10 protein-coding genes are annotated in these 11,737 nt (G+C 75.1%); 2 read left to right on the top strand and 8 right to left on the bottom strand.

Translation table 11 applies throughout. The features are described from left to right. Positions 1 to 613 precede the first annotated feature (613 nt). The 5 genes from CHR28_RS12290 to CHR28_RS12270 form a co-directional block, all read right to left on the bottom strand. Positions 614 to 1,042, bottom strand: a complete 429-nt coding sequence (locus CHR28_RS12290; RefSeq protein WP_094053613.1) for an OsmC family peroxiredoxin — start codon at positions 1,040 to 1,042, stop codon at positions 614 to 616. 73 nt (positions 1,043 to 1,115) lie between these two features. Continuing rightward, the gene (locus CHR28_RS12285; RefSeq protein WP_373453347.1) at positions 1,116 to 2,846 is read right to left on the bottom strand and encodes a vWA domain-containing protein; all 1,731 of its coding nucleotides are present in this window, start codon (positions 2,844 to 2,846) and stop codon (positions 1,116 to 1,118) included. Positions 2,847 to 2,914: 68 nt separating this feature from the next. Beyond that, positions 2,915 to 3,976 (bottom strand): ATP-binding protein, encoded by a 1,062-nt coding sequence (locus CHR28_RS12280; protein ID WP_094053611.1) that lies wholly within the window; start codon positions 3,974 to 3,976, stop codon positions 2,915 to 2,917. A gap of 96 nt (positions 3,977 to 4,072) precedes the next feature. Beyond that, complete coding sequence (locus tag CHR28_RS12275; protein WP_179272409.1) at positions 4,073 to 6,151, bottom strand: phage holin family protein; 2,079 nt, start codon at positions 6,149 to 6,151, stop codon at positions 4,073 to 4,075. Positions 6,152 to 6,261: 110 nt separating this feature from the next. Next, positions 6,262 to 6,663: a hypothetical protein gene (locus CHR28_RS12270; protein WP_094053610.1), complete on the bottom strand. Its 402-nt coding sequence runs from the start codon at positions 6,661 to 6,663 to the stop codon at positions 6,262 to 6,264. 83 nt (positions 6,664 to 6,746) lie between these two features. On the opposite strand from CHR28_RS12270, the gene CHR28_RS12265 reads away from it, so the two are divergent. Together CHR28_RS12265 and CHR28_RS12260 are read left to right on the top strand one after the other, a co-directional pair. Further along, entirely contained in the window at positions 6,747 to 7,520 is a 774-nt protein-coding gene (locus CHR28_RS12265; RefSeq protein ID WP_094053609.1) for an MBL fold metallo-hydrolase, read from the top strand. Positions 7,521 to 7,549: 29 nt separating this feature from the next. Then, positions 7,550 to 8,170 (top strand): DedA family protein, encoded by a 621-nt coding sequence (locus tag CHR28_RS12260; RefSeq protein ID WP_373453346.1) that lies wholly within the window; start codon positions 7,550 to 7,552, stop codon positions 8,168 to 8,170. 7 nt (positions 8,171 to 8,177) lie between these two features. On the opposite strand, the gene CHR28_RS12255 is transcribed toward CHR28_RS12260, so the two are convergent. From CHR28_RS12255 to CHR28_RS12245, 3 genes are all read right to left on the bottom strand, one after another. Beyond that, complete coding sequence (locus CHR28_RS12255; RefSeq protein WP_094053607.1) at positions 8,178 to 9,242, bottom strand: MBL fold metallo-hydrolase; 1,065 nt, start codon at positions 9,240 to 9,242, stop codon at positions 8,178 to 8,180. Continuing rightward, complete coding sequence (locus tag CHR28_RS12250) at positions 9,239 to 10,486, bottom strand: aminotransferase class I/II-fold pyridoxal phosphate-dependent enzyme (RefSeq protein WP_094053606.1); 1,248 nt, start codon at positions 10,484 to 10,486, stop codon at positions 9,239 to 9,241. Before CHR28_RS12250 ends, CHR28_RS12255 begins: the two co-directional genes overlap by 4 nt. Positions 10,487 to 10,846: 360 nt before the next feature. Continuing rightward, entirely contained in the window at positions 10,847 to 11,518 is a 672-nt protein-coding gene (locus CHR28_RS12245; RefSeq protein ID WP_094053605.1) for a hypothetical protein, read from the bottom strand. Between the last annotated feature and the right edge of the window lie 219 nt (positions 11,519 to 11,737).

The raw sequence follows: 11,737 nt of genomic DNA, 5'->3' as shown, positions 1-11,737 counted from the left end.
GGACCGCGAGAAGCCCCAGGGGCCGGGACCAGCGCCAGGGCGGTGGCCAGGGCCAGGGCCGGGTCGGAGCCTAGGCCAGGGCCACGGGCGTGGCCGGGGCCGGGGTCGTGGTCAGGGCCGGGGCCGCCGTGGCCGGGGCCGGGCCCCTGGCGGGTGGCCGACGCCCCGGCGGACGCACGTCCTCCCGCCGGTCCCCCGGGGCAGGCCGACGCGCTCACGCGGACGACACCGGCGCGGGCCCCCTGCGGCGTCACGCGGGCCGCACCCCGGCGGGTGGGCCCGCGCGACCTCAGGCGCGCACCCAGCTGACGTCAGACGCGGGCGCGCGTCGGATTCGTGTGCGGGACGGGCGTCCCGACCGAGTGCGGGGCCGCATCCCTTTGGACACGATGCCCGCGCCCCGCCCGGGTGGGAGACCCGGGTCGCATCCCGATGCGGGGTTTCCACGCCCCGTCCGGGCGCGAGGCCCGCATCCGGCCCGGGTGCGAGGCCGCGTCGCATCCGGTGACGAGGCCCACGCCCCGTCCAGACACCAGACCCGCATCCCGCCCGGGCGCGAGGCCCGCGTCTCGCCCGAACACGAGGCCTGCGCCCCGGCCGGCGACACGCAGCGTCAGGCCAGCTTCGCCGTCAGGGTGATCGGGGTTGCCTTGAGGGCCTGGCTTACCGGGCAGCCGACCTTGGCTTCTTCCGCCGCGGCGAGGAAGGCCGCCTCGTCGATGCCGGGGACGGTGCCCTCGACGGTGAGGTGGATTCCGGTGATGCCCTCACCCGGCTGGAAGGTGACGTCCGCGGAGGTCACCAGCTTGGTCGGCGGGGTGCCGGCCTTGTCGAGGATGTTGGAGAAGGCCATCGAGAAGCAGCTGGAGTGGGCCGCGGCGATCAGCTCCTCCGGGCTGGTCTTCCCGCCCGGCTCCTCCGTACGGGCCGCCCAGGAGACCGGCTGCTCGGTGAGGATGCCCGAGGAGTCGAAGGTGACGACACCGTTGCCCTTGAAGAGGTTGCCTTCCCACACGGTGTGGGCGGAGCGCGTGGCTGCCATGACGCATCCTTTCGATGAGTATCCGGAACCCGGTCAATCGGGGTTCCCGGCCCCCATCCGATCACACTCCCGCTCAACTCACGCGGAAGACCGGCCCTCTGGCACTGAACGGCAGCCGCGCCCCGGCCGGGATCAGGTACGCGTGCTCCCGCCGCACCCGCAGGGTGTCGCACCAGCCGTCGGTGATGATCAGCACGGGCGCGCCGGGCGGGAAGTCGTCCGCGCGGTGCAGCAGGTCCACGCCGGGCTGCAGCACGGTGCCGCCACGCCCGTGCACCCGCACCCGGCCCGCGATCTCCGTCACCGGCAGGTACCCCGCGTCGTGCGGCGCGGCGTCGCAGAACACGACCCGGGCGGCGGGGACGTCCCGCGCCTCGGCGTAGGAGGCGATCGCGCCCAGCGCCTTGCCGAGCAGGACGCGGTCCATCGAGCCGGAGGTGTCCAGGACCACGCCGAAGGTGCAGCGGGCGACCTCCTCGGGCGGGAACCACCGCCCGGCGCGCGGGATGTCGGGCGTGGACGCCTGGCGCCGCGAGGGGCGGGCGTAGGAGCGGACGGGTTCGGGGCGGGGCACGAACTCGTCGAACCAGCGGGCCAGGCGCGCGTCCCAGGGCAGCGGCGGATGGCTCAGCGCCCGGATCTCCTCGACCAGCCCGCCGGGCAGGAAGCCGCGCTCCTGGCGCTGGTGCAGGTCCAGACCCTGGGCGAGGCCGCGCCGGTAGAACGCGTCGAGGTCGACGTAGTCGCGGGGCGAGCCGAGCGGGCCGCCGAGGATGTCCCCCACGCCCTTGCCGCGCAGGGTGGCCAGGCGGCGTCCGCGACGCAGGTCGCCGGCGATGCGGTCGTAGACCTCCTCGACGGAGAGCCCCGCGAGCCCCGGGTCGTACAGCAGGCCCTCGGGCATGGTGCCGACCTCCATCTCGGTCAGCCAGCCGTTGACGACGTAGTCGCAGGCGACGTTGAAGAGGTAGGGGTCGCGGGTGCCGCAGCGGTCGCCGTGGCGCAGGGCGGCGTGCAGCATCTCGTGGGCGAGGACGAACCGCCACTCCTCGTCGTCGAAGCCGCGCAGCGGGTTGATGTAGATCTCGCCCGCCGCGGCGTCGACCGCGGCGACGGCGATGCCGTGGGCACGGGCGAGTTCGGCGTCGGCGACCAGCTTCATGCCGGACGCGAGCCCGCCGAGCAGCGGGTAGGACGAGATGAACCAGCTCAGCGCCCGCTGCCAGGGGCGCTGTGCGGGCGCCTCGTCGTCCAGGCCGGCGCGGCGGCCGCCGGCCATGTCCATCGCGGCGGACACGGTCCGGGTCAGGGCGGTGGCGAAGGCCAGTTGCCAGTCGGGCGGCCGGGACCAGCCCACCCACGGCACCAGGATCTGGTCGGGCTCGTCGCCCGCCGTGCCGCAGCGCTCGTACACCGGGGGCAGTCCGTCGCGCCGCCAGCGGGCGGCGAGCTGCTCCTCGTCGCCGTCCGGGTAGGAGGCGGGCAGGTGCTCGGGGGTCTCGCCGACGGTGAAGCCGAGCAGGAAGCGGTTGACGACGACGCACCGGGCGGCGAGGTCGAAGCGGTCGGGCTGGACGCGCTCGCCCTTGACCGCGGGGACGTGTCCGAAGCCGAGGTGGAGGACGGCGTGGGCGAGCGCCCAGGCCCAGGCGGCGGGCTCGGCGAGCCGGTCCGGGTGGACGTGCAGGTCGCCGTCGGAGTCGACGGCGACGAGACCGTCGCGGGGCGCGAAGCGGCACTCCTCCTGGCGGCAGACGTCGAACTCCACGGCCGCGAGGGCCGGGTTGGTCCGCAGCAGCCGCATGCCCTCGGCGAACGCCTCCCCGGCGAGGTCCCGCTTCTTCTTGCGCCGGTCCTTGCCGGCGCCGCGGCTCACCGGCGTGCCTCCACCAGCCGGGGCATGTCCCGTGCCGCCTCGACGAGGAACCAGGAGGGCAGCACGGGGTTGCCGTCGGCGTCGGAGGCGATGACGGTCTGGGCGACCTCGACGGAGATCTCGGCGAGCTGCACCAGCAGCGACTTGGCGCGGTAGGCGGTCTGCCGGCCGTTCGCCGACATGTGCTCCTTGCTGACGGGCAGGTCCTTGACCAGACGTCCGCGGAAGGAGTCGGCGAGGTAGTACAGCAGGTCGCGGTCCTCCGGGCGGTTCGGCCAGCGGGCGTCGCCCTTGATGATGGCCTCGATCCCGTACCGGCTCCGCACGATCTTGACGTAGCCGCAGAAGGCCTGCGCGTGGGCGGGCGTGAGCGTGCCGTGGGCGAGGATCCGCAGCGTCTCCTCGTCGAGGTCCCGGCCGAAGGAGTGCAGGGCGTCGGAGAGCATGTGCCAGGAGCGGGGCGTGGAGAACGGCTCCTCCGTCTTCGGCGGCTTGGACCACAGGTGGTCGGGCCGGTCGGTGAGGTGGTCCACGATCCACGGGTGGATGCCGTTCTCGCCGGCCCAGGTCAGCCAGTCCTTGGCGGAGGCCTCCAGGTGAACGTGGGTGAGCCGGTTGACCAGCGCGGAGGCGATGGGCCGGGCGAGCGCGTTGTCGGTGGCGCGGTTGCCGGCGCCGATCACGATCGAGCCCTTGGGCAGTTCGTAGGTGCCGATCCGGCGGTCCAGGATCAGCGAGTAGAAGGCCTTCTGCACGTCCGGCGTGGCCGCGTTGAGCTCGTCGAGGAACAGGCAGTACGGCTCGTCGCGGGCGATGGCCTCGGGCGGGCAGAACACCGAGCGTCCGTCGCGGATCTGCGGGACGCCCATCAGGTCCTCGGGGGCGAGCTGGGTGCCCAGCAGGCTCACGCATTCGAGGCCCAGCGACTCGGCGAAGCTGCGCACGAGGGAGGACTTCCCGATGCCGGGGGCGCCCCAGATGAAGACCGGCCGGACCGTGGCGAGGCCGAGCAGCAGGTCGGGGATGCGGGCGGGCGTGACCGTGACGGCTGCCTGCAAAGCAGCGACTCCTTGGGGGTGTTCGAGAAGGACGCGCAGGTGTGCGGCGTCCGTACGGACAGTGTGGGCGTACGGTCCGTGCGGCGCAGCCGATTTTCAGGCGGCGCGCTCCTGCTCCCCGGTCTCCAGCGGCACCTGCGGTCCGTTCGACTCGCGCAGCCAGCGCCGCAGCACCCGGTGCACCCGCTCGGCGCCGACGAGTTCCGCCGCCTCCTCCTCGACGGGCGTGGACAGCGCGAGCGGCGACAGCAGGAACGGCCTGCCCTGGGCGCCGCCGAGTCCGCCGTGGGAGCCGATCTGCTCCTCGAAGGCGAGGACTTCGCCGTCGGCGGGGTCGTGGAAGGAGTTGACCATGATGTCGGCGGCGTGCGGGAAGGAGTGCGTACGGCGTACCGCGTCGGCGGCGCCCGGGCCGAACGCGGCGAGCGGGCCCGGGTTGTCGTCGAGGTCGGCCAGCGGGATCTCGGCCCCGTACGCGCCCAGGACGACCCCGCCGTGCTCCTCGCTGCGGACCAGAAGGAAGCCGATGCCGGGGTGGTTGGCGAGGGTCGGCAGCAGCGCGGGGTGGCGGGCGTCGATCTCCTCCTTGCTCATCCGGTGGCCGACGTCCGGGAAGGAGACCAGGCCGAGGTTGCCGGAGGCCAGCACGATCGGTTCCTCGCGGCGCCCGGGCCGGTGGCGCTCGCCCGCCTCCTCGACGGGGATGCGCAGCGCGGCACGGACGGCGGCGCGGGCCTCCGCCCCGCTGCGGGTGCGTTCGGCGCGGCGCGGCACGGGCAGTCCGCAGCCCGCCCGGACCAGGTCGCCGAGGGTGAGGCCGTAGCGGGAGCGGAAGGTCTCGCCGGGGCTCTGGCCGTGGTCGGACAGCACGACGATCCGGTACGGGCGCGGGGCGTGCTCGGCGACGTTCTCGATCAGCGCGAGGCAGCGGTCGAGGCGCTGGAGGACCTTCCGGGCGTCGCGGCTCGCCGGGCCGGAGTGGTGGGCGACCTCGTCGTAGGCCACCAGGTCGGCGTAGACGGCGGTGCGTCCGGCGAGCATGTCGCCGGTGACGGCGGCGACGACGACGTCCCGCTCGACGACGGTGGCGAAGGCGCGGACGAGCGGGTAGAGGCCGCCGCGGGAGACGCGCGGGCGCTGCTTGTGCAGACGGGCCCGGGTGGACTGGCCGATCTCCCGGCCGACCTCGGCGAGGAAGGACAGGGCCGTGCGCACGGCGTTGGCCGGGTCGGAGAAGTAGGCGAAGTAGCCGTCGCGGGAGCGGTTCTCGCGGCTGCGGCGGCGGGTGGCGATGGACAGCACCAGGGCCTGTTCGTCGGCTCCGCCGCTGAAGAGGTTGCCGCGGCTGGCGCCGTCGACGGTGAGCAGGCCGCCGTGCCCGGCGTGGGCGACGGCGCGGCGCTGGAGTTCGGCGGCGCTGGTCGGGCGGTTGCAGACGACGACCTCTCGGGTGTCCTTCTCGTACCAGCGGAAGGCGGGGACGTCGTGGTTGCTGCCGTGCAGGATGCCGAGCTGGCTGGCGCCGGTCTGGCTGGACCAGTCGGTGCGCCAGGGCGTGAGCCGGTGGCTGGGTCGGCCGCCGGGGCCCGGGTCGAGCCAGCGGGCGACGGTGGGCATCAGGCCCTCGCCGACCGCGTCGAGCAGCGTGTCGTGGCCGACGCCGTCCAGTTGCAGGAAGACGGTGCCCGGGCTCGGCGGGCAGGGCGGTCCGGAGCGGCGGCGGCGGTCGGAGAGGCGGTACAGCCGGCGGCGGTAGGCGTCGTCGTCGCGGACGGCCAGGGCGGCGCCGGTCGCCGACGCGACGGCCGACATCACCGCGGCGACCACGACGGCCGTCTCCGGGGCGGCGGCGCCGCGCTCGGCGGGGTTGAGGTTCAGGGCGAGCAGCAGCAGCGCCCCGTTCAGGAAGAACACCAGCAGGCCCAGCACGAGCGCCGGCACCAGGAGCAGCAGCCGGACGAGCAGGGGCCACACCACGGCCGACAGGACACCGAAGGCGCCGGCGCCGAACGCGGCCGTGACGGCGATGTCGGTGGCGCTGTCGCCGTCCGCCGAGCGGAGCCGGAAGTCCGGCAGGATCCCGGCGAGCACGAGCATGGTGACGGTGGAGACCGCCCACACCGCGACGCTCCGCCCGACCTGACTGGCGGCCCGCCGCCACCACACGCCCCGCACGCCCAGCCACCTCACGTCCCGGCCCGCCGCCGTCCACGGGCCCTCCCCCACCCTGTCACAACGCCCGGGAGGACTCCTTCGTCCCCGGCTCATACCCCTCGCCGGGGACTTCAGCGGCCGTCGTACCCGGCCGTCGGCATCGACAGCCGGCGGTGCACGCACGCCTTCATCGCCGCGTCGTACGCCGGTTCCGCGTGGCCCACCGTCTCGACCCGGACGCCGCGCCGCGCGCACTCCGCGGTGAACTCCTCGACGGAGGCGAGGGCGCTCTCCAGGACCCGCCGGCTGGGCGCCACGAACAGGTCGAGGCCGGGCCGGACGCCGTCCCACAGGGCGCCGTGGTCGGGCCGCAGTCCGCGGACCAGCAACTCGCGGTTGACCGTGTAGCCCCGCTCGGCGGCCCAGCGGGCGCACATCGCGTGCTGGCTGCGGGAGTCGACCAGGAACGGGTCCTGGTCCAGTTCCTCCAGCGGCGTCAGGCTCGCGATCGCCGTGACCCGCACCGGCACCATGGCGTCCCCCCTCACCTCCGGTTTCGCCGCCGACCCTACTCCTGCACGTAGGCTTCGGGGAGTCGCGCGAAGGAGGCAAAGAAGTGCCGGTGGAGATCACCTGGTGGGGTCACGCCACTTGCACCGTGCAGGACTCGAACGTGCGCGTGCTCACCGACCCGTTGTTCGCGCGCCGGCTCGCGCACCTGCGGCGCCGGCGCGGGGCCCTGCCGCCCCCCGGCGCCCACCACGCGGATGTCGCGCTGGTGTCGCATCTGCACGCGGATCACCTGCACGTGCCGTCGCTGATGCGGCTCGCGCCGGGCACGCGCCTGCTCGTGCCCCGGGGCGCGCGCCGGGCGGTGCCCGCGCTGCGCCGGCTCGCGCATCTGCGGGTCAGCGAGGTGGCGCCGGGCGACGAGACGGCGGTCGGCGACGTCGTCGTACGGGCCGTTCCGGCGCGGCACGACGGGCGGCGGCTGCCGCTCGGACCGCACCGCTCCCCCGCCCTCGGCTACGTCATATCCGGCGAGGCCCGCACGTACTTCGCCGGGGACACGGGCCTGTTCGACGAGATGGCCAAGGAGGTCGGACCGGTCGAGGTGGCGCTGCTGCCGGTGGGCGGCTGGGGGCCGTACCTGGGCGAGGGGCACCTGGACGCGGGCCGGGCGGCCCAGGCGCTGGCGCGCCTGGGGGCGCGCAGTGCGGTGCCGGTGCACTACGGCACGTACTGGCCGATCGGGATGGACGCCGTGCGCCCGCACGAGTTCCACACGCCGGGGGACGAGTTCGTCCGGCTGGCGGCCCGGCACGCGCCCGGGGCGGCGGTGCACCGGCTCGGGCACGGCGAGAGCGTGCGGCTGGAGGCGGCGCGGTGACGTGGTCCGCGCCCGCGGCACTGGCCGGGCTGCCCCTGCTCGCCGCTCCGGCCGTCACACCGGCGTCCGTGCTGCCGGAGTCGACGCAGCAGGCGATCGGGTATCCGACGCTCTTCCTGCTGGTGCTGGCCGGGGCGCTGGTGCCGGTGATCCCGACGGGGGCGCTGGTGAGTTCGGCCGCGGTGGTGGCCTTCCACCAGACGGCCCCGTTCTCGCTGGCGATGGTGTTCGTGACGGCGTCGCTGGGCGCGTTCCTCGGGGACGCGGCGCTGTACTGGCTGGGGCGGCGCGGGCTGAAGTCGAAGAACGGGTCGCGGTGGCTGGAGGCGCTGCGGGCCCGGGCGCCGGAGGACCGGCTGGAGCAGGCGCAGGAGAAGCTGGCCTCGCACGGGGTCGCCGTGCTGGTGCTGTCCCGGCTGGTGCCCGCCGGGCGGATCCCGGTGATGCTGGCGTGTCTGCTGGCGAAGTGGCCGCTGCGGCGGTTCTCGCGCGGGAACTTCCCGGCCTGTCTGGCCTGGGCCGTGACGTATCAGCTGATCGGGATTCTCGGTGGGTCGCTGTTCCCCGAGCCGTGGCAGGGAGTCGTGGCGGCGATCGGGCTGACCGTGCTGATCAGTGTGGTGCCGAGTGTGGTGCGGCGAGTGCGGTAGGGCTCCCCTACAGCACCCTCGAAGCGCCCACCGGCATGTCCCACAGGTTCTCGCGGGGCAGGCCCGTCTTCTCCCAGGCCGCCCGTACGCGGGTGAGGGGCTCCAGCACCGGCTCGGCCGACAGGACGAACGTCGCCCAGTGCATGGGGGCCATCCTGGCCGCTCCCAGGTCCTGGGCGGCCCGGACGGCTTCCTCCGGGTCGCAGTGGACGTCGCTGAGCCACCAGCGGGGGTCGTAGGCGCCGATGGGCAGGAGCGCGAGGTCGATGCCGGGGTAGCGGCGGCCGATGCGGGAGAACCAGTGGCCGTAGCCCGTGTCGCCCGCGAAGTAGACGCGTTGGCCGTCCCGGTCGGTGAGGACCCAGCCGCCCCAGAGGCTGTGGCAGGTGTCGGTGAGGGTGCGCTTGGACCAGTGGTGGGACGGGACGAAGTCGAAGCGGACGCCGTCCAGTTCGGCCGCCTCCCACCAGTCGAGCTCCGTGACGCGGGTGAAGCGGCGGCGGTGGAACCAGCGGGCGAGCCCGGCCGGGACGAACACGGGCGTGTCGCGCGGGAGTCGGCGCAGGGTGGGGGCGTCCAGGTGGTCGTAGTGGTTGTGGCTGATGACGACGGCGTCGACGCGCGGCAGGTCCTCCCAGGGGACGCCGACGGGTGTGATGCGGGCCGGGGTGCCCAGGATGCGGCGGGACCAGACCGGGTCGGTGAGGACCGTGAGCCCGCCGATGCGCAGCACCCAACTGGCGTGTCCCGCCCAGGTGACCGCGACCGTGCGGGCGTCGACGCGGGGCAGCGGGGCCGGGGCGTAGGGCAGGCGCGGGATGTCGGCCAGGCCTTCGGGGCCGGGTCTCACGGCGCCTTCGCGGGCGAAGCGGGCCATGGCCTTCAGTCCGGGCAGCGGGGCGGTCAGCCGGTCGTGGAAGGTGCGCGGCCACACCCGGTGCTCGGCCAGCGGCCGGGGTGCGGCCAGCGGCGGGTACGGGGCAGCCAGGGGAGACGGGAGGGCCGGGGCGTCGGCTTCCGGGCCGGCCGGGCCGGTGGTCGTGGTGGTGGTCGACTCGGACTGCTGCGTCATCGCTGAGGCTCCCCTCGCTGGGCGTCGTCGCGGAGATCGTCGAAGACCGACTGCAGATGGATCAACGCGCGTTGCACGTGCGGCAGTTCCAACGGCGTGGGCGAGGTGAGGCATTCCGCGCGTTCGCTGTCGGAGCCGGCCATCAGCGCGGCTGTGGAGAGCCGCACGCGCGGGGCTTCGAGACCGTCGCCGAAGCGGTGGCCACCCGGCGCGGGCATGCCGAGCCGGGCGCCGAGGAAGTCCTCCAGTTCCTGGGCGTCGCCCACGCCGTGCGCGGCGAGGGCCGGGCGCAGCGGGCTCAGGTCGGCGTACAGGTGGCGGCCGGAGCGCGGGGGCCGGGCGAGGGCGCCGGCGGCGACCACCGCGGCGTGCGCTGCGGCGGCCAGGTGTGCGTGCAGACGCACGGCGGCACGCACGCGTGCGGTGACCGGTTCCGGTTCGGCGAGGGCGTATCCGGCGGCCGCGGCGACCGGGGCGGCGACCCGCCCGTCCAGGGCCGTGAGGACGTCCAGCACGCGCGCGTGCAGGCCGTAGGCGTCGTCGCCGGCCGGGAAGCGGGCCACGGCGGCCGGCCAGCCGGGCGGGAGCAGGGCCCCGGCCAGGTCCGAGACGACGGTGACCCGGTCGGGCAGCATCTCGGCGGGGCTGAGCAGCACGGTGTCGTGCGGATCGTGCAGGGTGTCCCGCCAGGTCTCGTCGCTGACCAGGTGCAGGCCCTCTCCCTGGGCGGCCTCGACGGTCTCGTGCAGCAGCTCGGGAGGGGCGACGGTGGCCGTGGGGTCGTCGGCGACGGACAGCACCAGCAGCCGCGGATCGCCGCCCTCGGCGCGCACCCGGCGCACGGTCTCCAGCAGGGCGTACGGGTCGGGGACGCCGCCGCTCTCCGGCGGGGTCGGCACATGGAAGGCGGGGCGCCCCAGCAGGCGTGCGTACGGCGCCCACCAGGCGGCGCAGGGGCGCGGCACGAGGACGTCGCCGCCGAGGGCCGCGGTCAGGGCGAGGAGCAGGGCGGGCGCGCCGGGGGCGGCGGCGACCCGGCCGGGGTCGCAGTGCAGTCCGCGCCGGGCCCAGTAGCCGCAGGCGGCCTCTCTGAGGGCGGGGCCGCCGCCGACCGGTTCCTGGCCGCCGCGGGAGGCCGCCGCGGCCAGCACCGCGGACAGTTCCGGCAGGACGGGCAGGCCGTCCTCGGGGAGCGGCGGCCCGAACCGGACCGGGCCGTGGCCTTCCGGGTCCGTCCGCAGCATCGGTACCTCCGCAGTGACTCGTGCCGCCGTGTCGTGTCGCCCTCGGCGCCTGCGCCGTCCGCTGCCCGGTGGTCCGTACGGTGCGGCTCGTGCCCTCGGCCCTTGAGTACCCAGGGCGCAGGTGTCCCATGGGCCCCGGCCGGGTTGCGACGGTCACAGCATGAGCGGGCCGGGCCGGGGAAGCGGGGGGCGTGCGGTGCCGCGGTACGCGCCGGCGCCGGACGCGCACGCCCGGGGTCGACGGTGTGCGCCGGTGGGTCGGTGGTACCGGCGGTGGGTCAGTGGTACCGCCGGTCGGTCAGGGGTATCGCCGGTGGATCAGTGGCACCGCCGGTGGGTCGGGCGTCAGTGGGTCAGGGGTCAGTGGTGTGTGCCGGTCTCGCGGTTGCGCAGGCGGTGCACGGCGGCGCCGCACGCGCCCGCGATCAGCACCCCGCCCGCGACCAGGGCCGGTACGGAGTCGGTGAAGGCCCCGCCGTCACCGGCCCGTACGCCGCGCTGGACGGGTGCCTCGCCACACGCCGTGGGGTGCGGTTCCCGGTGGTGCGACGGACAGGGGTGGTGCGACGGCTTGTGGGTCGGACGGTGGGACGGCGGGTGGGGGCCCGTGCCGTGGGCGACGGTGAAGGTCGCGCTCCAGGGCTTGCCCTCGCCGCCGGGCGGGGCCGGGCAGGTGCCGTCGACGGTCCACGCGGAGTCCTGGCCGAGGGCGTCCGGATCGCCCTCGAAGTTCTCGGCGGAGGCGATGAGGGCCGTGCCGCGGTAGGCGGGCCCGGACAGCTCGTCGTCGTTGCCGGTGACCTTGTGCAACGCCACGGTGCCCTCCTCGAAGGCCTGCGAGGTGGCGTCGATGCTCCCGGGCGGCGGTCCCCCGGTCGGATCACAGGTGACCGAGACCGTGACCGTGCCCCCTGGGTGGACGGTGGCGGGAGCGACCTCGGCGGCGGGTTCGGCGGACACGGCCGGTGCGAAGCCGGCCAGGGCCGAACCGGCCAGGGCGGCGGCGGACAGTGCGTGGAGGGTGCGGCGCATGGAGCGAGCTCCTTCGGGCGACGGCAGAAATGCCCTGCTGCCATCACAGCCACCCCGGCGCGTCCCCGCGCGCGGCCGACCCCCATTAGCGGGACGGCACCCTCCGGGCGGGTGAACGCCCGGCCCTAGTGTCCTGGTCCGGAGATCCTGTCGCAGTAGCGGCAGATGCGGTCGATGATCTGGTCTGCGGTTTTGGTCCATTTGAAGGGCCGGGCCTGG

The sequence above is a fragment of the Streptomyces sp. XY006 genome, assembly GCF_002237655.1.
In the GTDB taxonomy this organism is placed as follows: domain Bacteria; phylum Actinomycetota; class Actinomycetes; order Streptomycetales; family Streptomycetaceae; genus Streptomyces; species Streptomyces levis.
The sequence above is the reverse complement of the archived record's forward strand: the minus strand, read 5'-3'. Positions and strand labels throughout refer to the sequence as shown.